The sequence below is a fragment of the Amycolatopsis sp. NPDC005961 genome (assembly GCF_040629235.1).
Classification (GTDB): Bacteria; Actinomycetota; Actinomycetes; order Mycobacteriales; family Pseudonocardiaceae; genus Amycolatopsis; species Amycolatopsis camponoti.
Genome location: NZ_JBEXVF010000004.1, coordinates 227,854 through 248,279 on the forward strand (window position 1 = coordinate 227,854; position 20,426 = coordinate 248,279).

At 70.7% G+C, this 20,426-nt stretch carries 19 protein-coding genes and 1 tRNA gene; 11 read left to right on the plus strand and 9 right to left on the minus strand.

Features of this window, described 5'->3' with window-relative positions; translation table 11 throughout:
- Window positions 1–109: 109 nt before the first annotated feature.
- Genes ABZ342_RS05890 through ABZ342_RS05905 form a run of 4 tightly spaced genes read left to right on the plus strand, consistent with a single transcriptional unit; the run spans window position 110 to window position 3,004 of the window.
- Window positions 110–871 (plus strand): hypothetical protein, encoded by a 762-nt coding sequence (locus tag ABZ342_RS05890; protein WP_360469149.1) that lies wholly within the window; start codon window positions 110–112, stop codon window positions 869–871.
- Complete coding sequence (locus tag ABZ342_RS05895; protein ID WP_360469151.1) at window positions 868–2,070, plus strand: putative T7SS-secreted protein; 1,203 nt, start codon at window positions 868–870, stop codon at window positions 2,068–2,070. The genes ABZ342_RS05890 and ABZ342_RS05895 overlap by 4 nt, the downstream gene beginning before the upstream one ends.
- The gene (locus ABZ342_RS05900) at window positions 2,070–2,639 is read left to right on the plus strand and encodes a hypothetical protein (protein WP_360469154.1); all 570 of its coding nucleotides are present in this window, start codon (window positions 2,070–2,072) and stop codon (window positions 2,637–2,639) included. Before ABZ342_RS05895 ends, ABZ342_RS05900 begins: the two co-directional genes overlap by 1 nt.
- A complete protein-coding gene (locus ABZ342_RS05905; RefSeq protein WP_360469156.1) occupies window positions 2,636–3,004 on the plus strand; it encodes a YbaB/EbfC family nucleoid-associated protein in 369 nt (122 codons plus the stop codon). The genes ABZ342_RS05900 and ABZ342_RS05905 overlap by 4 nt, the downstream gene beginning before the upstream one ends.
- On the opposite strand, the gene ABZ342_RS05910 is transcribed toward ABZ342_RS05905, so the two are convergent.
- Genes ABZ342_RS05910 through ABZ342_RS05925 form a run of 4 tightly spaced genes read right to left on the minus strand, consistent with a single transcriptional unit; the run spans window position 3,001 to window position 6,675 of the window.
- Window positions 3,001–3,405 carry a hypothetical protein gene (locus ABZ342_RS05910; RefSeq protein ID WP_155547918.1) on the minus strand — a complete coding sequence of 135 codons (405 nt, stop codon included), beginning with the start codon at window positions 3,403–3,405 and terminating at the stop codon, window positions 3,001–3,003. The two genes, ABZ342_RS05905 and ABZ342_RS05910, sit on opposite strands and share 4 nt — an antisense overlap.
- The gene (locus ABZ342_RS05915; RefSeq protein WP_360469159.1) at window positions 3,402–6,131 is read right to left on the minus strand and encodes an FtsK/SpoIIIE domain-containing protein; all 2,730 of its coding nucleotides are present in this window, start codon (window positions 6,129–6,131) and stop codon (window positions 3,402–3,404) included. The genes ABZ342_RS05910 and ABZ342_RS05915 overlap by 4 nt, the downstream gene beginning before the upstream one ends.
- Window positions 6,132–6,164: 33 nt before the next feature.
- A complete protein-coding gene (locus tag ABZ342_RS05920) occupies window positions 6,165–6,410 on the minus strand; it encodes a hypothetical protein (RefSeq protein ID WP_155547916.1) in 246 nt (81 codons plus the stop codon).
- 4 nt (window positions 6,411–6,414) lie between these two features.
- Window positions 6,415–6,675, minus strand: a complete 261-nt coding sequence (locus ABZ342_RS05925) for a hypothetical protein (RefSeq protein WP_155547915.1) — start codon at window positions 6,673–6,675, stop codon at window positions 6,415–6,417.
- 1,087 nt (window positions 6,676–7,762) lie between these two features.
- On the opposite strand from ABZ342_RS05925, the gene ABZ342_RS05930 reads away from it, so the two are divergent.
- Window positions 7,763–8,668 carry a DNA-processing protein DprA gene (locus tag ABZ342_RS05930; RefSeq protein ID WP_360469163.1) on the plus strand — a complete coding sequence of 302 codons (906 nt, stop codon included), beginning with the start codon at window positions 7,763–7,765 and terminating at the stop codon, window positions 8,666–8,668.
- Window positions 8,665–9,450 (plus strand): hypothetical protein, encoded by a 786-nt coding sequence (locus ABZ342_RS05935; RefSeq protein WP_360469166.1) that lies wholly within the window; start codon window positions 8,665–8,667, stop codon window positions 9,448–9,450. The genes ABZ342_RS05930 and ABZ342_RS05935 overlap by 4 nt, the downstream gene beginning before the upstream one ends.
- Before the next feature lie 284 nt (window positions 9,451–9,734).
- On the opposite strand, the gene ABZ342_RS05940 is transcribed toward ABZ342_RS05935, so the two are convergent.
- Window positions 9,735–9,819 (minus strand) — tRNA-Ser (locus tag ABZ342_RS05940).
- Window positions 9,820–9,865: 46 nt separating this feature from the next.
- On the minus strand, window positions 9,866–10,630 hold the full coding sequence (locus tag ABZ342_RS05945; RefSeq protein ID WP_360469169.1) for a protein phosphatase 2C domain-containing protein: 765 nt from the start codon (window positions 10,628–10,630) through the stop codon (window positions 9,866–9,868).
- A 77-nt stretch (window positions 10,631–10,707) separates the two neighbouring features.
- On the opposite strand from ABZ342_RS05945, the gene ABZ342_RS05950 reads away from it, so the two are divergent.
- Window positions 10,708–12,399, plus strand: a complete 1,692-nt coding sequence (locus ABZ342_RS05950) for an N-6 DNA methylase (protein WP_360469171.1) — start codon at window positions 10,708–10,710, stop codon at window positions 12,397–12,399.
- An 8-nt stretch (window positions 12,400–12,407) separates the two neighbouring features.
- Window positions 12,408–13,298 carry a serine/threonine-protein kinase gene (locus tag ABZ342_RS05955; protein WP_360469174.1) on the plus strand — a complete coding sequence of 297 codons (891 nt, stop codon included), beginning with the start codon at window positions 12,408–12,410 and terminating at the stop codon, window positions 13,296–13,298.
- Here the strand turns inward: ABZ342_RS05955 and ABZ342_RS05960 are convergent.
- Window positions 13,288–13,797 carry a hypothetical protein gene (locus tag ABZ342_RS05960; protein ID WP_360469176.1) on the minus strand — a complete coding sequence of 170 codons (510 nt, stop codon included), beginning with the start codon at window positions 13,795–13,797 and terminating at the stop codon, window positions 13,288–13,290. The genes ABZ342_RS05955 and ABZ342_RS05960 overlap by 11 nt on opposite strands.
- A gap of 224 nt (window positions 13,798–14,021) precedes the next feature.
- Between ABZ342_RS05960 and ABZ342_RS05965 the strand changes: the two genes are divergently transcribed.
- Window positions 14,022–14,669, plus strand: coding sequence for a L,D-transpeptidase (locus ABZ342_RS05965; protein WP_360469179.1), 648 nt, complete (start codon window positions 14,022–14,024; stop codon window positions 14,667–14,669).
- Window positions 14,670–14,780: 111 nt separating this feature from the next.
- Entirely contained in the window at window positions 14,781–17,612 is a 2,832-nt protein-coding gene (locus ABZ342_RS05970) for a PQQ-dependent sugar dehydrogenase (RefSeq protein ID WP_360469181.1), read from the plus strand.
- A 71-nt stretch (window positions 17,613–17,683) separates the two neighbouring features.
- Here ABZ342_RS05970 and ABZ342_RS05975 read toward each other — a convergent pair whose 3' ends face one another.
- Entirely contained in the window at window positions 17,684–19,201 is a 1,518-nt protein-coding gene (locus ABZ342_RS05975; RefSeq protein WP_360469183.1) for a 3-hydroxyacyl-CoA dehydrogenase, read from the minus strand.
- Window positions 19,202–19,253: 52 nt separating this feature from the next.
- On the opposite strand from ABZ342_RS05975, the gene ABZ342_RS05980 reads away from it, so the two are divergent.
- A complete protein-coding gene (locus tag ABZ342_RS05980; RefSeq protein ID WP_360469185.1) occupies window positions 19,254–19,739 on the plus strand; it encodes a TetR family transcriptional regulator in 486 nt (161 codons plus the stop codon).
- Here the strand turns inward: ABZ342_RS05980 and ABZ342_RS05985 are convergent.
- Window positions 19,736–20,407 carry a TetR/AcrR family transcriptional regulator gene (locus tag ABZ342_RS05985; RefSeq protein WP_155547902.1) on the minus strand — a complete coding sequence of 224 codons (672 nt, stop codon included), beginning with the start codon at window positions 20,405–20,407 and terminating at the stop codon, window positions 19,736–19,738. The genes ABZ342_RS05980 and ABZ342_RS05985 overlap by 4 nt on opposite strands.
- Window positions 20,408–20,426 lie beyond the last annotated feature (19 nt).

The following is a 20,426-nucleotide window of genomic DNA, read 5'->3' on the forward strand; positions in this document are numbered from 1 at the left end:
GCGTCCGCTCGGTGGTGGCCTTTTTTCTGTTCACTCCTTGGGGTGACAGCGAAACCGCATCGCGGGTGCTGCCGTCTTTACTGGTGACGGGACCACAGGGGAGGGTGGCGTGGACGGGTACGCGGTGAAGGCCGGCGAGCTGGGCAAGCTCATCGACGACCTCGGCACGGCGGCGGACAGGATGGCGGATGCCAACCGGAAGCTCGGTGGCGGTGGGGCGTTCGGCTCGCTGGGGACGGCGGAGCTGGGGCGGGCGGGTATCGAGTTCGAGGAGGCGTGGGGGTACGGGATCGGCCGGCTCGGCGAGGCGGCTTCGGAGATCAGTGAGCGGCTGAAGCAGGCGAAGCAGAAGTACGAGCGGATCGAGGCCGAGTTCGGCGATGAGCTGGCGAAGTTCGGCTCGGCGGTGCTTGGTGGGGATGGCAAGGTCGGTGGTGGGGTGCCGGGCATCGGTGACCTGGCCGGGCGCGATGGTCCGGCGGGCATTGGTGACTTGGGCGGGGATGACGGCAAGGTCGGGGGCGGGGTGACCGGGGGCGTGCCGGGCATCGGTGACCTAGCCGGGCGCGATGGTCCGGCGGGTATCGGTGACTTGGGCGGGGATGACGGCAAGGTCGGGGGCGGGGTGACCGGGGGCGTGCCGGGCATCGGTGACCTGGCCGGGCGCGATGGTCCGGCGGGCATCGGTGACCTGGGCGGTGGCGGCGATCGGCCTGCTGGTGGCGGTGTGCGGGGCCTGGGCGGTGGCGATGACCGGCCTGCTGGTGGCGCGCCGGGCTTGGGTGACCTGGCCGGTGGCTCCGGCGGTGGGATGGTGGGCGGCGGCGCGACCGGCGGCATCACCGACCTCCTGAACGGCCTCGACCGGTGAGCGTCCGCGACTTCCCGGCCCTGGGCTTCGACCCCGCGCCGGGGGACCTCGACGGCGTCACCGACCTGGCCGGCAAGTACCGGACGGTGAGCGGCGACCTGACCGAGGCCGACGACTCGCTCCGGCAGATCGTCCGGCAGCAGGGCATCTGGCAGGGCGAGGCGAGCGAGGCCTTCGCGCGGCGCGTCGGCCCGTTGCCGCAGTACCTCGAAGGTGCGGCGAAGTCGATGGGCCAAGCCGCGGACGCGCTCGAAGGGTGGTCCCGCGACCTCGGCGACCTGCAGCACCGCGCGGCCGACCTGGAGGCTCGCGCGGAGGCGGCGGCCGAGGCGGCCGAGCAGGCGCGCGCGAACCCGGACTTCGCGCTGGCCGACCGGACGTTCCCGGACCAGCCGTCGCTGCGGATCGCCCAGCGCCTGCTCGACGACGCCGGCCGGCAGCTCCAGTCCGCCATCGACGGCTGCCAGAACGTCCAAGACGCGGCGAAGCAGCTCCAGCAGGAGCACACGGAGGCGGCGGCCCGCGTCGCGGAAGCGCTTCGGAAGGCGAAGGACCTGGCGCCGGACGAGCCGGACGTCCTCGACCAGCTGACCGACGCCGTCGGCGGGGCGCTGACCGACCTGGGCAACACCCTCGCCGACGGCGTGGATCAGGCGTGGGACTTCGTCCAGGACCACGCGGAGGTGCTGTCGAAGGTCTCCGACGTGGTCGGGGACATCGGCAACGGCCTCGGTGTCCTGAGCGACGTCCTCCCGTCACCGGCCGGTGAGGTCACGAGTCTCCTCGCCACCACTTTCGGCCTGGGCGCGCTCGGCGGTCACGCGGTCGCCAAGGCGGCGGGAGCCGATGTGGCACCCGAGACCTTGATCTTCGACGTGGCGGGCGCGGTCACTTCGCTCGCCGGGATCAACCCGATGATGCCGGACAGCGTGATCAAGGTCGCGACCTACGGAGCGCTGGCCGGCCAGTTGGGCGGCGAAGCAGCGGCGGGAGCCGGCTTCGAGAGCCCGGTGGACGACTTCAAGAACTACTGGGTGCCGAAGGACGCGGCCCAGTGGGCGGTCACCGGCACGTCGATCGTCGCCGGGCCCGCTGCCTGGGCGGCGGTGGCGTTCGGCAACGCGATCGACGCCGGAACCCAGGCCGACACCACGCTCCAACGCCGGCGTGAACGTGCCGAAGACGAGGTGTGGAACTGATGCCTCTCGAGATCGATCTGCCGCCCGGGTTCGCGGGCATGCCGGTGGGCACCGACGACAAGATGAACCGCGGTCACGCCTGGACCATCGCGGAAAACCTGGCGTCCGGGACATCCATCCAGGAGTTCGGCAGCTACCTGATGGCGCTGGTGCCGTCCATGCGGGCCAACGGCATCCGCGTGTTCGGCAAGTTCGCCGTCGGCCGCCGCAAGGGCGACGTCGCGACCCTGACGCTGGGCGTCGCGCAGTGGCCGGAGACCGCGCCCGCCGACCAGGACGCCCTCGTGTCCGCGATGGCGGAGGAGTACCGGAGCCGGCACAAGCGCGCGGTGGTGAAGCCGGTCCGGCTCCCGATCGGCCCGGCGATCGCCGCGATCAGCGGCGGCGAGTTCCACCTGCCGGAAGGCGACGTCCGCACCCAGATCAAGGCGGAGTACCAGATCCCCCTGCCGGACGGCCGGTCCGTGGTGATCCTGTCGGTGGTGGCGGAGTCCGAAGACGCCTGGCCGGCGGTCGCCGAGGCGACGGCGAAGGTCGCGTGGAGCCTCCGCAGTCAGGACGTGGCATGAACAACGCGCAGCTGATCGAGGAAATGCGCTGGCAGCTCAAGCGGATCGACGACCGCAAGGCCGACAACCAGCGCATCCTCGCGGGCATCGCCGGGAGCGAGCACACCACCGTCGTCTCGCCGGATCGGGTCGTCACCGTGCTCGCCGGGCCCGGCGGCGTCGTCAGCGAAGTGCGGCTCGCGCCGGAAGCGATGCGGTTCGACGCCGTCACGCTGAGCCGGACCATCACCGCCGCCGTCCGGGAAGCCGTCGCCGCCACCGGACAGCTCGCCGAACCTCGACCGCCGAAGCCGCGACGGAAGCCGGGACCGAAGCCGGGACCGGCGGACGACGACGAGCCCTACGACACGGTGTTCGATGTCTAGACCGGCGGCTGCTCGCCGCGCTTCGCAGCCGCTCGCTTGGCTCGCCATCCCAGGGCCAGCACCGCCTGCACCAGCTCCTGGTAGCTGGGCTTGACCTCCTCGAGGTACCGCTCCAGGTACGCCGGGCGCGCGGTCAGGACCGGGCGGGGCTCGTCGCCCGGGTCGAGCCAGAGCAGGCCCTGGATGTTGTGCAGCGCCATCTTCCACCAGCGGGTCGCGCGCTCGGCCGCTCGGGCTTCGCGCTCCGCGGCCGTCTCGATGGCGGTCTGGGCTTCCTCGATCTCCCCGGCCAGCTCTTCCGCGCGCGCCAGCTCCCAGGCGCGCAGGTTCTCCGCCGAGCCCCGGGAGAGGGCGATGATTTCCTTGTACCGCATGGCCGCGGTGGCGCCGTCGTCGGTCACTGTGCGTTCTCCGGGCGCTGGAACGGGATGATCACTTCGGGGGCGCCGTGGGTCGTGCGGTCGAAGAACAACGCGCGGCCCGGGCGCGGCGACCAGTGCACCACCTGGCCGGCCGCGAACGGCGCCAGCTCGTTGCCCTGGACGTCGAGCGCCGCCCACGTGCCGATGTCGTCGGTGCCCCCGAAGCCCAGCGTGTCCTTCAGCCGGGCGATGCTGCGCCACCAGCCGATCGTGTGGACGCCGTGTCCCGGGCCCTGCTTCAGCACCATCCGCAGGTGGTCGAGGCCGCTCTTCAGCTGCCCGACCGCCTTGACCTCCAGCGACGGCAGCGCCGCGTCGACGCCGTACAGGAGCAGGACCTTCGCGCCGCCGGACAGCGCACCCGTCATCGACTCCAGCACGCCGGTCAGGTCCTCCACCAGCGTGGCCGCGTGGCCGTCGGCGCGTAGCCGCTCGGTCAGCTCCAGCGCCGCCGGGGCACAGGCTTCGATCGGGCAGCTCAGCAGGAACTCGATCTCGCCGGGCTCGTACTGCCGCGACAGCGAGCGCGCCGCCGAGTCCATGATGGACAGCGCTTCGGCGGTGGCCGATCCGAGCACCGCGACGTTGCGGCCCGGCGCCCGGGGCAGCTCCACGCCGCACGCGGCTTCGGTGACGTCGATCGACTGGCCGAGCAACGCCCGCGGCCGTGAGTTCGGCTTCAGGTCCAGGTACGCCGGGAACTGTTCCAGGATCGGCGAATGCGCGCCGTCGAACAGGCGTGGCCGCGGGAACCGGCCCTGGTACTCCTCCCACAACCGGTGCTGCAGCCGCACGAAGACGTTCTTGCTGCTCGCGTCCGGGATGTGGGCCAGCTGGTTGCCGTGCGCGACGCCGGAGTCGTGGTTGATCACCCCGTGCCACTTCGGCGCCGACACCGCCGCGTTGTTCGTCTCGGCCAGCACGCGCCGCGCCTTCGGCATCGCGATGCGCAGCGTGCACTGCTCGAACACGGCCGGCTTGCCCCAGAACGCCTCGATGCCGGCGACGTCCTGGCTGGCCAGCACCAGGTGGATGCCCTGCGACCGGCCGCGTCGCGCGATGTCCTCCAGCAGCTGCGTCGCCGTGGCCGTCACCTGGTCGCGGCCCGCGAACAGGTACTGGAACTCGTCGATCACCGCGACGATCCGCGGCCAGTGCCCGCCGGGGTCGGCTTCGCGGAGGTCCGCGAGGTTCGTGACCTCGTGCTCCTTCGCCGCCGCCGACCGCCTTCGCAGCTCGTCGGCCAGGAACCGCAACAGCGCCAGGCCGAACTCACGATCGGTGTTGACGTTGACGCCGATGAGCCGCGCGTGCGGCAGCCAGCTCGCGTCCTTGCGCCCCGGCGCCAGCCCGGCGAACGACACGCCTTCCTTGAAGTCCAGCAGGTACAGCGCCAGCTCGTCCGGCGAGTACCGCGCCGCGAGACTGCCGAGCAGCGCGTACAGGAAGTTCGTCTTGCCCGAGCCGGACGGTCCGCCGATCAGGACGTGCGGGCTCGCGTCGCCGATGACGACCTCGACCGGCTCGCCCTCGAAGAACCCGACCGGTGCGCGCAGCTCCCGTGCCGAGCTTTCGTGCCCGATCTCCGTCGGCAGCAGGTCGTCGAACGACCGGGGCCCGCCCTGTTTGGCGATCAGCGCCGCCGCGATCCGGTCGGCGGCGCGGATGACCTGGCCGGACGGCATCGGCGGATCGAGGTCGACGACCAGGTCGGTGCCGGTCATGCTGCTGATCGCGTGGCGGTCGTCGATGAGGCTGAGCGTCTCGACCGACGCGCTCACGGCGGTCGGCACGTCGATCATGATCAGGCAGATCCCGGCGGCGAGCGCTCCACTCGCGACGCGCTTGAGATCGCGGGCGCGCTCGGGCTCGAGCGTTTCGCCGTTGCCGTACAGCACGACGATCCGGAACGGCTCGACCCGCTCCTGCCGGTCGATGCGCAGCTCCCGCAGCGACGTGTGCCCCGCCTGCATCCCGGTCGCGTGGATGCGCCGGATGTGCCCGGCCAGCTCGTCGAGGAGGTCCTCGAGCCGGCCCGGGTCGTACAGGGAAAGCGCACTCGTGCGGCTGAGCGGGTAGAGGTCGGGCAGGATCGCGGTCAGCTGCCCGATGTCCCACAGGTGCACGCGCACCGCGCCCGGTTCGAACGTCGAGAGCACGCGGATCAGCAGGTTCTGCACGATGCCGTCGATGGTGGGCCGCGTCTTCGGCGCCGACGTGATCGCCAGGTGCGATTCGTCGAGGAGCGGGACGGCGACGTCGAACGTGCGGGTGGCGTCGCCGCCGGCCGCCGTCGCGGAGCCGACGCGCCACAGCCCGGGCGAGGTGATGCCCGCGTTGTGACCGACGCGCCCGAGCCAGTCACCCGGGGGCAGCCCCGCCGGGCCGGGCGCGTTCTGCGAGACGAGCTCGCGCAGCGTCGAGGGGCCTTGACCCCAGTCGGTGTAGAAAGCGCTTCGCACACTGCCGAGCGCGCCGAACACTTCGTGCGCGGCCGGGTGTTTGGCCCACTCGTGCTGCTGCTCGTTGGTGGCGTGGTTCATGCCGACGCGGACGATCTCGCGTTCCAGCTCGAGTTTGGCGAGGTCGGCCTCCGCGGCTTGGCGTGCTCCGGCCGCCGCACCCAGGACCAGCCCGATCTGGTGGCGGACCCGGTCGAGTGCGGTCTCGACGCGGTTGCGTTGCTCGGCTGACTTGTTGGCCATCGGCGTCCCCAAGAAAAGGTGTCCCCAAAAGGATTACAGGCGCGACCGGTATCCGCTCACCAGATCTTCGGCAGCGGCCAGGCGGACGAGGAGCTGGTCCAGCCCCTCGCCGGCCTGCGCGTACTGCGAAGGCAGCCAGGGATCGGCCTTGGCCTGGGCGTCCACGAGTGCTTGCCGGGCCTCTCCGAGCAGGCTTGTGACCCGCTCGGCGTGGGCTCGTGCGTCGGCGAGCCCGGCCACGACGGAGGTGAGCAGCTGGTGGAGATCGGCGAGCGTCATCCGGCTAGAGACGCGCCGAGTAGGAGTCGGCGGAGGAAATGCTTGCTTGGACCGTGCTCTGCAGGCCGCTGATGTCGTGCAGGGCTTGTGCGAGAAGGCCGTGTGCCTGACTCACTTCGTGCTGGCTGCTGCCTTGCGTCGCTTGTGCGAGCGACTGCTGGGCTTCTTCGAGAGACTGCGCTGCCTGTTGCAGGGCGGCGATGCTCGCGGACGCCTTTTCATTGGCGAGCGCGATGCCAGCGCGGATCTCTTCGACTCCGGCCATCGGGCCTCTACTCCTCGGTCGTACGGGGGCGGATTTCTATTGAAACAGATCCAACGACTCAGCGTGATCATCTGACTGTGCGGAGTGATCACTGGTCCGGAATCAGCAAGGCCCCGGACGTGGGAACGTCCGGGGCCGGGCCGATCACGGTGCGTGCCGGGGTTGACCTGGCACGGATGACGCACACTGAAGTCGCTGGCCAGCGCTACCCCAGGTCAGAGCGGTTTTCGTGCCACTGCTGGCCTTTCTGGAAGCGTCGGGCTCGGGTTGGGGTGAGACTAGCGCGACCGGAGCAGCGGGCTGCGTCCAGCCCTGCTCGTAACTCCCTGTGGGCGACCAAATTTGTCCGGCAATCGCTCGAAAGACATTTCACATTTCGGACGGCCGGCCGGGCGGGACGGACTCGCGCTCGCATCCGCACGGGAACGTGCTCGTGCGCAGGGTGCCCGCACGGCCGCGGCCCGGGATTCGGGACGGGCCACCGGTTTCCGGCCCGGAACGACGAAACGCCGGGCGCGCGGCCCGGCGTTTCGCCTGTTCAAGTGCGGAGGATACAGGATTAGAACCTGCGAGGGCGTGAACCCAACACGCTTTCCAAGTCTGCACGGGGGTGTTCATCGGCGTCTGCGGGTGGTGAAGTCCCAGTTCAGAGGTATATCTCGACATCACCGGACCTCCCTGAACCGGACCGAATGAGACTAGGCTTGCGGCCGTAACACAGCCGAGCGCCCTTCCGCGAATGGCGTGCGGGCGTGGGGCACCGTGCTTGGGAGCGCGAGGGCTGGGCTTCGCCCGCTCGTATGTGAGCAGCGACGTCGAGCGGCTGACGATGCGCGATACATCACGAGGCGACGTCACCTCGTGATGTCCTCAGCCGAGCAACCGGTGGCCGACGCATCTCGCCTGCTTGTGCAAGGATCCACACTGCGAGTATGGCAACTCACCCAGTTGTCATGCTCGCCAGAGTAACATCCTTGCTGGTCACCGGTGTCGCGAAGCAAAAATGTCGTACGTGCGTTCGATACTGGTAGCGCAGGTGCCGATGCCCTGCGACACCTGTACGGGTTGTGCCACGAAGGGAGGCAACGTGAAGCGTTCTGAGCACGCCGCGCTCGTCGCGCTGCTTCAGCACCGTCCAGAGGGCCTGGGCTGGCAGGAGATCACCGCAGAGGTCCTCACCAGCGGCAGCGCACTGGAGACCTGGCGCCACCTCGTGCCCGACACGCTGTTCGACGAAGCTGGCGAGCACGAGGCCCTCGCGGCCGCCGATCGCCAACTTGAGTCGTGGGTAGAGGCTGGCGTCAACTTCCTCTCGGTCCTTGATGCCGACTACCCGGCTCGGCTTCGCGGGATCCACCAGGCCCCACCCATACTCTTCTGGCGCGGGCAGCTGCTCGCAAAGGACCCCGCTGTGTCAGTCGTCGGATCGCGAAACGCCTCCGAACGAGGCCTGGGGATCGCCAGCGAGATCAGCCGCGCTCTCATCAAGGAAGGCATGACCGCAGTCGCCGGCCTCGCCGCAGGGATCGACGCCGCAGTGCACCGCGCGGCGCTAGAGGCTAGCGGTCGGACGGTCGCGGTGATCGGTACTGGCATAAACAAGTACTACCCGGCCGCGAACCGTGATCTGCAGGAGGAGATCGCGCAGCGCGGGCTTCTGTTGTCGCAGTTCTGGCCGGACGCCCCGCCGCAGCGGCACAATTTCCTCATGCGGAACGCGACCATGTCCGGCTACGGACTCGCGACCGTCGTCGTCGAGGCGGGTGAGACCAGCGGGACGCGAGTTCAGGCACGACTGGCGGTAGAACACGGCCGCGCGGTGATCCTCACCGACTCGGTGGTTCAGCAGAACACCTGGGCCCAGAAGCTCGAAGGTCGGCCCGGAGTGCACTGCGTTAGCGGACTGAAGGACGTAATCGAGATCGTCCGCAAGGTGATCTCCGAGCGCCGGGATGCCGCAGACGCCATGAAGCAGCTGCTTACCACCCTATGAGCGAAGCGTCCGGAGCATCAGACCCGCAGCATCAGCTTGAAGCAACGCTCGTCAGCGCCACTGGTGGTTACCTGCGCAACACGCTACGCATTCGCGGCGAGACATGTCTGATATGCACCACGACCGTTAACCCCGGTGACACCTACTGCTGGCCCTGTGCCAGCCACCGGTCTGCAGGCTCTGATCGCCCCACTGCCGATTACGTCGGCATTCTGGCCTATGCGATCGAGAGCTCACAGTCGCACTACGTCATGCGTGGCTACAAGGCACCGCAGCCGGTACGCGTCAAGGAACACTGGAACATTGTGAGCTTGCTCTGTTTCGTCGGGCTGTGGCACCACATGCGCTGTGTCGAACAGCTCGCGGGCAGACGGATCACGCACTGGGCTACGGTCCCCTCCCTGCCGGCAAAATCGGGAGAGCACCCGCTTCATGCTCTGGTAAGCCCCATGCTTTCTCGTCTGCCGGAACTTGCGCTGACTGCCGCGACGAAAACCACCGCGCCCCGAGCGTTCCGCGCCGATCATTTCCGGGCAGTTGGGAGTCTGCCGCCTGGCTCGCATGTCCTCGTTATCGACGACACCTGGACCTCTGGAGGGCACGCGCAGTCGGCGGCGCTCACTGTCCGAAAGGCTGGCGCGGCGACTGTCTCCGTGCTGTCGCTAGCTCGATACTTTAAACCAACCTACGGCGACAACAAGGAGTTCATCGCGAAGCATCTGACTAGGGACTACGACCCCACCTGGTGCCCATGGACCGATGACGGATCCTGCCCATCATGAACGCGTAAGCCGGCGAGTCAGGCCCAGGCCGACGCGAGCTGTGAGGGGTCGACCACCGCAAGGCCATGGCCGCGAGGTACCAGCATGTGACCGACCGCATCAGGCGGGGCGGCCGGCCGTGTCGACGGGCTGCTCTGGGCACCGCCGGACGACGCGGCGAAGGGCGACGATGAGACTCCAGAGGTGGCCTAACCAGGGGCGAATGAGACTAGAATTGAGACTAAGACGGAAAACGCCGGGTGGCCCCTAAGTGGGACACCCGGCGTTTTGCCTGGTTACTGCGGCGGAGGATACAGGATTCGAACCTGCGAGGGCGTGAACCCAACACGCTTTCCAAGCGTGCGCCTTAGGCCGCTCGGCCAATCCTCCGCAGGAGACGATACCGGATGGCCGTCCCGGGACTTGAAGGCGGGTCTCAGCCGTCGGCCGGCTGGGGCGCGGCCACGACGTCGGCCACCACGCAGGTGATGTTGTCCGGTCCGCCGCCTTCGTTGGCCAGGCGGATCAGCTCCGGGATCACGTCGTCCGGGGCGGTGGCCGCGTCCAGGACGTCGCGCAGGGTCGCTTCCTTCACCGGGCCGCTCAGGCCGTCCGAACAGAGCAGGTAGCGGTCTCCCGGCTTCGCCTTGAACGTCCAGATGTCGGGGGCGCTGGAGCCCGTCGTCTGCAGCGCTTTCATCAGCAGCGAGCGCCGCGGGTGCGAGTCCGCGTCCTCGGCCGCGACCCGGCCGTCCTCGACCAGGGCCTGGACGAGCGTGTGGTCGCGGGTCAGCCGGCGCAGGCCGCCGTCGCGCAGCAGGTAGCCGCGGGAGTCGCCGATGTGGGCGGCCGCGAACTCGGCGCCGTCGAACATCAGCACCGTCAGGGTCGTGCCCATGCCCTCGGTCGTCGGCTCGTTGGAGGCGACCTCGGTCAGTCTTTCGTCGATCGACTTGACCACGCCGGCCAGCGTCGCGGCGAGGTCGATGCTCGTGAGGTCGACCCGTCGCAGGTCGACGTCGAGCTCGCGCAGCACGTCGACCGCGGTCGCGCTGGCGACTTCGCCGTGCGGCTGGCCGCCGATGCCGTCGGCGACGGCGAGCAGGCGGGAACTCGCGTACAGCGAGTCCTCGTTGACCTGGCGTCGCTTGCCGACGTCCGACCCCGCGGCGTACCGGAGGACGTACCGATCGTGTGTCATGCCCCCATAAAAGCATTGGTTGACTGAGTTCACAAGCAACTCGTCTGAATGGAGCACTCTCCGATAGAGTGCCCGCCATGGACGACGACGCCACGGTCAGCGCGGCCGACATCGCGCGGCTCGCCGGGGTCGGCCGGGCCGCGGTGAGCAACTGGCGGCGTCGTTACCCGGACTTCCCGCCGCCCGTCGGCGGCACGGCGTCGAGCCCGTTGTTCGGCCTGTCCGCCGTCGCCGGCTGGTTTCGCGCCCGGGGCAAGAAGTTCGAGCTGTCCGCCGGCGAACGCGCGTGGCAGCGCCTGCGCGCCCTGGGCGACGACCTCGGCCTCGCCGAGCGCGTGAGCCGCGCGGGCGGCTTCTTCGCCGTCCAAGCCGGGGTCCCCGGCACCTTCGACGGCCGCCTCGACGACCCCGAACTGCTCACCCTGCTCGGCGAGATGACGCACCGGGCCGGGCCGGTCGAGTCGTTCGAACTGTTGTGCCGCCGGTACTTCGAGGCGCACTCGCGGCGGTTGTCGGCCACGCCGGAGCCGGTCGCCGAGCTGATGGCGCGGCTCGTCGGACCGGTCTCGGCCATCCTCGACCCCGCCTGCGGCTTCGGCGCGCTCGCGCTGGCCAGCGGCGCGAAAACCGTGCTGGGCCAGGACAGCGACCCGATGACGGCGTCGATCGCGACGCTGCGGCTGCGGCTGCGCGGCATCGAAGCCGAGGTCTACGCGGTCGACGCGCTGCGCGAAGACGCCTTCGCCGGCCGGACCGCCGAAGCCGTGCTGTGCGACCCGCCGTTCAACGAACGGGCCTGGGGGCACGACGAACTGGTCGGCGACGCGCGCTGGGAATACGGCCTGCCGCCGCGCGGTGAGCCCGAGCTCGCCTGGGTCCAGCACTGCCTCGCCCACGTCGAACCCGGTGGCGCGGTGGCGATCCTGATGCCGGGCGCGGCGGCCGGGCGGCGCAGCGGGAAGCGCATCCGCGGCAACCTGCTGCGCGCGGGCGCGGTCCGCGCGGTCGTCACGCTGACGTCGGCGGGGCCGGATCTCTGGCTGCTGCGGCGGCCGGTGCCCGGGCAGCGCCCGCCGTCCACCGTGCTGCTGGCGGAGGCGGGCGACGAGCTGTCCACTGTGGACGACCTGTGGCAGGAGTTCCACGAGCACCCCGAATCCGGCGTCCGGATCATCGACCTGCTCGACGACGACGTCGACCTCACGCCGGCCCGGCGACGCGGTCGCGACGAGGACCTCGGCCAGGCCTTCCAGGCCGTGCGGGGCCGGTTCGCCGGACTGGTGCCGCGGCTGCCGCCCCTGGACGCCGCCGACACCGAACCGGCGTTCACGACGATCGGCGAGCTGGTCAAGGCGGGAGTCGTCGAGGTCAGGCACGCGGCCCGCGCCGACGCCGACCACCCGACGGCCGAAGCGGGTGACGTCGTCGCGTCCGTGACCGGGACCGCGTACGTCCACAGTGGACCACCGGAGGCGGTTGGTCCGGGGCTTACCGTGTACCGCGTCGACCCGGAGCGGCTGGACGCGGACTTCCTGGCCGGCTGCCTGCGCGCGGCGGACCTGCCCGCCGCGTCCGCGTCGACGCGCATCGACAGCAGGCGCGTGCGGATCCCGCGCGTCACGATCGGCGTCCAGCGCGAGTACGGCCAGGTCTTCCGGCGCCTGGCGGAATTCGACGCCGTCCTGCGCGAGACGGCGGAAACGGGCCGCGAGCTGGTCCGGCTAGGCTTCGCGGGACTTGTCGAAGGACGGCTCAGACCGGGCCGATAGGGGAACGGATGCTGATCGCCGACCGCTACGAGCTCGACGAGCTGCCGCTCGGGCGCGGCGGGATGGGCGCGGTGCACGGCGGGCACGACCGCCGGCTGGGCCGGCGCGTGGCGATCAAGCTGCTCAGGCTGCCTGGCCGTGACGAAGAGCTCGAAGCCCGCTTCGCGCGCGAAGCACGGATTCTCGCGACGCTCGACCACCCCGGCGTCCCGACGCTGTACGACTACGGCACCCACGACGACCGGTTGTTCCAGGTCATGCAGTTCGTCGACGGCGTGACGGTCGCCGACCTGCTCGCCGAGCACGGACCGCTGCCGGTGCCGTGGGCCGCGGCGATCGCGGCGCAGGCGTGCGCGGTGCTGACCGCCGCCCACGCGCTCGCGGTGTGCCACCGCGACCTCAAGCCGTCGAACCTGATGCTCGGGCCGGACGGTGGCGTCAAGGTGATGGACTTCGGGCTCGCGGTGCTGCGCGAAGCCGACGCGGCACAGTTCACGCGGGCCGGGCAGCTGCTCGGGACGCCGTCGTACATGGCGCCCGAGCAGATCCAGCGGGGCGGCGCCGAACCGCGAAGCGATCTGTACGCGCTGGGGTGCGTGCTGCACGAGATACTCACCGGGCAGCGGCTCTTCGACGGGCCCACCGCGTACGCCGTGTTCGAGCGGCAGGTCAAGGAGCTGCCGCCGCCGGTGCCGGGGGTTCCGAAGCCGCTCAACGCGCTCCTCGCGGAGATGCTGGCGAAGGACCCCGAAGCGCGGCCGCCCGGAGCGGCCGCGCTGTACGAGCGGCTCGGCGCGTTCGTCGGCGGGTTGCCCCCGCTGCCGGGGTTCCTGGTGCCGCCGTCGGTGCCGAGCCCGGGCCGGATGTACGCGCGGATGCTGGGGCGCGTCAGCGGCTGAGCGCCGCCGGCCGCCGGTCGGCCAGCGGCAGGCCGCGCCGCTGGATGCGGGAGTACGTCGTCGCGTTCTGCACGGCGATGCTGACGCCAAGGGTGAGCGCGATCGACGCCGTGGTCAGCGGCCCGGCGGCCCCGAGCGCGGTACCCAGCGCGACCAGCCCGACCCGGACGGCGATGGTCAGCAGCCACAACCCGACGGTGACGGCCGAGCCCTTCTGGAACGTCGTGCTGTCACGCTCGGTGAGCGTCGTCGTGGTGCTGCGCAGGACCCCCAGGCCGGCGAGCACGACGAGGTCGGCGCCGAGCAGCCCGAGTTCGGCGGCCGACGCGCCGGGCAGCGCTTTCGCGGCGAGGTAGGCGCCGACGGCGACCAGGATCAGCGGCATCACGACCAGCGTCCTGCGGTCGAGCAACGTGCCGCGGACCTGCTTGTAGACGACCTTGTAGAGGACGTAGGCGGCGATGACCGCGTAGAGCAGGACGTTCGCTGCGCTGGGCATTTGCGGGCTCCTTGGTTTCCGAGGTGCTCCCAGTTTCGGCGAACGGCGGCGGGTTTTCGTCGGCGTGGGGATCGGGTCCGGGTGGAACCGGGCCTCAACCCGGAGGTGGAGGCGCCACCCGTCCGGGCTACCCAAATCGTGACCTTTGCGGACGAACCTCGGACGGGTGACCGCCGTCTTTACGGGTGTCCACAAGCGATGATCGAGTATGGGGGTAACGGATCGTGAAGAGGCTTCTGGCGGGAGCGGCCGCGCTGGCCACCGCGTTCGTGCTGGCCGCCTGTTCCGGGGGTGGGACGGCGCCGAGCGGTCCGAACGCGGGCGGCGGGGCCGTCGCCGCCGGTGCCGGGGGCGGGGCGCCGACCACGTCGAGCACCACCGCGGCCCCCACCACGACGACCAGCGCGAAGCCCGTTCCGGCGCCGTCGACCACGAAGCCGGCGCCGACCAGCACCACGGCCAAGCCGAAGCCCAAGCCCAAGCCGGCCGCCCCGGCGAGTGACCCGGGCGTGCCGTGCGCCGCCGCGGCCGCCGCGTCGGGCACCGCCGCCTGCGTCGACATCTCCGCGCACAAGGCGTGGATCCTGCAGGGCGGCAAGGTCGTCTACGGGTCGGTGCCGATGCTGCCGGGCCGCAAGGGCTACGCGACGCCGACCGGCACGTTCCACGTGCTGTCGAAGGAGAAGGTGCACCTGTCGAAGGAGTTCGACAACGCGCCGATGCCGAATTCGGTGTTCTTCTACCCGGGCGACGCCTTCCACACCGGCAGCCTTTCGGTGTATTCGCACGGCTGCATCCACCTGTCGGCGGGCGCGTCCCTGAAGTTCTTCAACACTTTGCACGTGGGTGACGTCGTGCAGGTTGTCCCGTAACCACTCACTGGCCAACACGGACAGTAGGTTACAAACAGATAAATTCACTCATCAGAGTGCAACTGGCCCCCCTGCTCAGGCGATAAGTGATCGCTTGGGAAGGGGGGCCAAATGGCCTTGGGAAAGCTCAGAGCACTACGTCACGCCTTCGTGGCGACGGTGCTGACAGGGGCGCTGCTGCCCGTCGTGACCACGGGGGTGGCGGCAGCGGCGACCACGCTCCCACCGGGGTTCGTCCTGCAGGACACCAACACCGGAACGGGGCAGTACCAGCTCACCGACTTCGCGTTCCTGCCGGACCAGTCCGCGCTCGCGACGGCGAAGGACGGGCGCGTCCAGTGGGTACCGGCGAGCGGAACACCGCGGACGATCGCGACGCTGCCGACCCGCGAGATCAGTGACATCGGGCTGGTCGGGCTGGCCGTCGCACCGGATTACGCGACGTCGCACTCGATTTACCTCACGCGCTCGCTGAACGTCACCGGCGGCTTCGTCCTCCGGCTTTCGAAGTTCACCGTGGGCCTGGACGCGGCCGGCGCGCCCGCCTCGCTGAGCGGTGAGCAGACGCTGTTCGAGGTGCCGGGCATCTCCGAAGTCCACGCCATCAACGGCGTCATCCCCGCCGCCGACGGGACGCTGTGGCTGTCGATCGGGGACAACGGCGACTTCACGAAGGTGGACCCGGGCGCACTGCGCGCGCAGGACATCAACCAGCCGTACGGCAAGATCTTCCACTTGGCCGCCGACGGCAAGGGCGTGCCGGGCAACCCGTACTACGACGCCGCCAACCCGGCGTCGACCGCCAGCAAGGTCTTCGCGCGCGGGTTCCGCAACCCGTTCCGGATGACGATCGACTCGAACTCCGGCCTGCCGGTCGCGGGTGACGTCGGCTGGAACACCTGGGAAGAGGTCGACGTCGTCCAGCGCGGTTCCAACCAGGGCTGGCCCTGCTGGGAGGGCAACCACCCGACGCCGGGCTACAGCGCGCTCGCGGGCTGCGCCGGCGTGGCGAACCAGGCCCCGATCTTCGAGTACCAGCACGGCAACGGCCCCATGCAGGGCAACAGCGTCACCGGCGGGATCGTCTACAACGGATCCAGCTACCCGGCGGCCTACCGCGGTTCGTACTTCTTCGGCGACTACGTCGGTAAGAAGATCTGGACGTTGCGCTACGACGACCAGGGCACGCTCACGCAGGCCCCGGAGAACCCGCCGGTCTTCACCGGCATCGGCGGCCCGGTCAAGTTCGCGGCGGCGCCGAACGGCGACATCGTCTTCGCCGACATCCTCAGCGGCAACCTGCGCCGGCTGAGCTACTCGGCGGGCAACACCGCGCCGGTCGCCAAGGCCACGACGACCACCGACCCGGACACCCGCACGGTGTCCTTCGACGGCTCGACGTCGGTCGACTACGACAACGACCTGCTGAAGTACGACTGGGACTTCGGTGACGGGACCACCGCCGCCGACGCCGGGCCCACCACGAGCCACCAGTACGCGGCCGGCACCGAGTCGTTCACCGCGAAGCTGACGGTCCGGGACCCGCTGGGGCTCACCGGCACGACCGACATCAAGGTCGCGCCCGGAAACCACACCCCGCAGCTCACGCTGACCACGCCGGGCGACACCGCGACGTTCGCGGTCAACCAGCAGGTCGGCCTGAGCGCCACGGCGACGGACGCCGAGGACGGCACGCTGCCGATCACGTGGACCACCGCGGTCCGGCACTGCCCGAGCGAGGCGACCTGCCACTCGCACCCCGGCGCCGGCGGCACCGGGGCGAGCTTCGCGCAGCCGTTCACCGAGCACCCGGACTCCCGCATGGAGTTCACCGCGACGGTGACCGACAGCGCGGGCGTCACCACGTCCAAGACGTACACGGCGATGCCGCGCCAGCACCGGATCACCCTGCTCAGCACGCAGCCCGCGGCGCTGAGCATCCCGGTCGAGGGCGGTGTCAGCACGTCACTGGTGACCGAGGGCGCCAGCTTCGACGTCGAGGCCGCGCCGCTGGGCACCGACGGCGTCTCGAAGTTCACCGGCTGGCAGGGCGGTCCCACGGACACGACGTGGGTCGTCACGGTCGGCACGAGCGACCTGACGCTGACGGCGAACTACGCGACCCCGATCGACCAGCGCTACAACGCCGACCCGGCGTTGCAGGCGAAGCTCGGCGCGCCGACGGCGGCCGAGGTCACCGACGGCGTGGTCCACTACCGGGCCTACGCCAACGGGCGCCTGTACTGGAGTGCCGTGGGCGGGACGAAGTACCTGCTCGCCGGTCCGGTGCTGGACAAGTACCTCGCCATCGGCGGGCTCACCAAGCTCGGCCCGCCGACGACCGACACCGCGACCACCGCGGACGGTGCGCAGTTCAACGACTTCGTCAACGGCGGCAACGTCGGGTCGATCTACTACACGGCCGCGACGGGTGCGCACACGATCTACGGTGAGATCCGGAAGAAGTGGGTGGCGCTCGGCCTCGGGCAGATCCTCGGCTACCCGACCAACGACGAGGACGGCACGCCGGACGGCATCGGCCGGTTCAACCACTTCCTCAAGGGCAACAACGTCGGTTCGATCTACTACACGCCCCAGACGGGCGCGCACGCGATCTACGGCGAGATCCGGAAGAAGTGGGCCGCGTACGGGTACGAGCGCGGTCTCGGCTACCCGACGAACGACGAGGACGGGACGCCGGACGGCATCGGCCGGTTCAACCACTTCAGCCTCGGCCACTCGATCTACTTCACGAACGCGACGGGCGCGCACGTGATCAAGGGCGAGATCCGCAAGCGCTGGGCGGCCCTCGGGTGGGAGCGGTCCTACCTGCGGTACCCGACGACGGACGAGTACGTGACGAACGGGGTGTACCGCAGCGACTTCCAGGGCGGCTACATCACGTACACGCCGCAGACGGGTGCGGTCGACCGCCCCTGGTGACCGTGATCGTCAGGAAGTGAACGCGGGCGCGGGCCGTCTCCGGGGATTCCGGAGGCGGCCCGCTTCTCTTTTCAGGAGCGCAGGTCCGCCGGCGTCGTCCCGGTCGACGTCAGCGGCAACCCGAGCGCCACCCGCTCGGTCAGCCACGGGCTCGGGCGGTACCGCGGATCCCCGGTGGACGTGGCCAGGCCGCGCAGGATCCGCAGCACGACGTCGCCGCCCACCAGGTCTCCCCAGGCCAGCGGGCCGCGCGGATACCCCAGTCCCAGCCGGACCGCGGTGTCGATGTCGTCCGGGGACGCCAGGTTCTGGCCCGCGATGAAGCACGCCGTGTTGACGATCGACGCCAGGAGGCGCTGGGCGATCGGGGCCGGGCCGTCGCGGACGACCGTCACCGGGTGGCCCGTCGCCGCCAGCGCGCCCCAGGCCGCGCGGCCCGCCACCGGGTCGAGTCCCGGGTGGACGGACATCGTCAGGCGCCGCTCGTATCCGCCCAGGGGATCCACGCCGGCGACGCGGTCCAGCGGCAGCCCGGCGCGGGTAGCCGCGTCCACTGTGGACTCGCCGTAGAGCGGGACGAGCAGGACCGCGTCCGGGTACGCGTCCGGGACCACCTGCACGCCGGCCGCCGACAGCACGCGGCCCAGGTGCTCGTCCGCCACGAACACCGGGCCCGACGGCCTCGGCGGCGCCACCGGCTCCTCGGCGACCTGCTGCTTCCCGTCGGCGTAGGAGTAGAAGCCGGAACCGTTCTTGCGCCCGAACAACCCGGCGGCGACCCGCGGCCGCGTCAGCCACGACGGCCGCAGCCGCGGTTCGCCGTGGAAGCCGCTCCAGATGCTCTCCAGCACCGCGTGGGACACGTCGAGGCCGGTCAGGTCGAGCAGCTCGAACGGTCCGAGCTTCAGGCCGAGCACGTCGCGCGCGACGCGGTCGACGTCGGCGGGCTCGGCCAGCGCCTCGGTGAGGATCTGCAGCGCCTCGGTGTTCAGGCCGCGCCCGGCGTGGTTGACCAGGAAGCCCGGCGCGTCCTTCGCCAGTACCGGCTCGTGGCCCCAGCTCTTGACCAGTTCGAGGGCTTCGGCGGGCAGCCAGTCGTGCGTGCGCGTGCCCGGGACGACCTCGACCAGGCGCATCAGCGGCACCGGGTTGAAGAAGTGCAGGCCGATCAGCCTGCCGGGGTCGGCCAGCTCGGCGGCGATCTCGGTGACCGACAGCGAGCTGGTGTTCGTCGCGAAGATCGTCTCCTGTGGACAGACGCGCTCGAGGCCGGCGAACAGGGCCCGCTTCGTGCCGACGTCCTCCCGGACGGCTTCGACGACGAGGTCGACGCCGTCCGCCGGCGCGTCGGGCGCGTCCACCGCGACCAGCCGGTCCTTGACCGCCCCCGGGTCTTCGAGCTTGCCCTTCGCGGCCAGCTTGTCCGCCATGGCGCCGACGTACTCGATCGCCTCGTCGACGGCCTCGCGCCGGACGTCGGCGAGCTCGACGGTCATCCCAGCCGTCGCGGCGAGCTGGACGATCCCGCGGCCCATCACCCCGGTCCCGATCACCCGGATCCTGCCGACCTTCCCGGCCCACCCCGTCACGTCGTGCCCGCCTTCCCGCCGATGTCGTCGGGCCGACGGTACCGTCTCGGCCGTGACGGGGAACCGGCTGACACGGGCGGAAAGCCGCGAGCGGACGAAGGACCGGCTGCTCGCGGCGGCCGCCGAGCTGTTCGCCGAGCGCGGCGTCAACGGCACCTCGGTCGAGCAGATCGCCGACCGCGCCGGGTACACGCGCGGGGCGTTCTACGGCAACTTCGAGGACAAGCACGAGCTGGTCGTCGCGTTGCTGGAGCGGTCGGTGCCCGGTGTGCTGCGGTCCGAGCTGGTGCTGCACGCGGTCCGGGACCCGGCCGTCCGCCCGCACTTCGACGCGCACGAACGGTCCGCTCGCGCGGTCGTCGAAACCCGGCTGCGGGCGGACTTCGCCGCGCGAGGGGTGGCGCCACCCGCGAGCCCGGCGTTCCTGGCGCTGGTCGTCCGCGCGCTGGAGGACGGCTTGCTGCTGCACGGACACCTGAACCCGGAAGCCGGGCCGGACGCGCTCGCCGAAGCCGTCCGCCTCCTGCTTCGCCCCTAGATGCCGACGAACTCCGCCATGCGCGTCGCCGAGTGCGTGAAGAAGGCGTCGGCCGGGTCGACGCTGCCGACGTACTGACCGAACAGGTCGAAGTTGATCGCCCCGAACAGCTGGGTCCACGCCATGATCAGCCGGGTCACGGTTTCGGGCCCGGCCACGATCCCGAGGATCTTCGTGAGCGTCTCGGCCTGGGCACGCAGCTCGGGCGCGACCTCGCCGTCGATCGCCCGCAGCTCGGTGTGCGTGAGGACCTTGACCAGGGCGAGCGCGACCCGGCCGGCGGGGGCGACGGTGTCCTGCGGGGCCTGGTAGCCGGGGATCGGCGAGCCGTAGATCAGCGCGTACTCGTGCGGGTGCGCGCGGGCCCAGTCGCGCGTCGCGTGCCAGATCGCGAGCCACCGGTCGCGGGGGGCGCCCTTGCCGGGGTCGGCCTGCTCGGCCGCCTCGCCGATCGCGTTGTAGGCGTCGACGATCAGGTCGGTCAGCAACCGGTCCCGGCTGGGGAAGTACCGGTACAGCGCGGACGACACCATGCCCAGCTCCCGGGCCACCGCGCGCAGCGACAGCCCGTGCGCGCCGACGTCGGCGAGCTGGCGGCGGGCTTCGTCCTTGATCTCCTGGGTGAGTTCGGCGCGGGCACGTTCGCGCGCGGTCCGGGTCGCGGTCATGGGGATCAGTGTGCCACGA

Coding starts and splice junctions, on each gene's coding strand:
- ABZ342_RS05925 (WP_155547915.1), bottom strand. CDS start 6,675: ATGGCCGGAGTCGAAGAGATCCGCGCTGGCATCGCGCTCGCCAATGAA.
- ABZ342_RS05955 (WP_360469174.1), top strand. CDS start 12,408: ATGCTGATCGCCGACCGCTACGAGCTCGACGAGCTGCCGCTCGGGCGC.
- ABZ342_RS05960 (WP_360469176.1), bottom strand. CDS start 13,797: ATGCCCAGCGCAGCGAACGTCCTGCTCTACGCGGTCATCGCCGCCTAC.
- ABZ342_RS05945 (WP_360469169.1), bottom strand. CDS start 10,630: ATGACACACGATCGGTACGTCCTCCGGTACGCCGCGGGGTCGGACGTC.
- ABZ342_RS05915 (WP_360469159.1), bottom strand. CDS start 6,131: ATGGCCAACAAGTCAGCCGAGCAACGCAACCGCGTCGAGACCGCACTC.
- ABZ342_RS05950 (WP_360469171.1), top strand. CDS start 10,708: ATGGACGACGACGCCACGGTCAGCGCGGCCGACATCGCGCGGCTCGCC.
- ABZ342_RS05985 (WP_155547902.1), bottom strand. CDS start 20,407: ATGACCGCGACCCGGACCGCGCGCGAACGTGCCCGCGCCGAACTCACC.
- ABZ342_RS05935 (WP_360469166.1), top strand. CDS start 8,665: ATGAGCGAAGCGTCCGGAGCATCAGACCCGCAGCATCAGCTTGAAGCA.
- ABZ342_RS05905 (WP_360469156.1), top strand. CDS start 2,636: ATGAACAACGCGCAGCTGATCGAGGAAATGCGCTGGCAGCTCAAGCGG.
- ABZ342_RS05920 (WP_155547916.1), bottom strand. CDS start 6,410: ATGACGCTCGCCGATCTCCACCAGCTGCTCACCTCCGTCGTGGCCGGG.
- ABZ342_RS05970 (WP_360469181.1), top strand. CDS start 14,781: ATGGCCTTGGGAAAGCTCAGAGCACTACGTCACGCCTTCGTGGCGACG.
- ABZ342_RS05900 (WP_360469154.1), top strand. CDS start 2,070: ATGCCTCTCGAGATCGATCTGCCGCCCGGGTTCGCGGGCATGCCGGTG.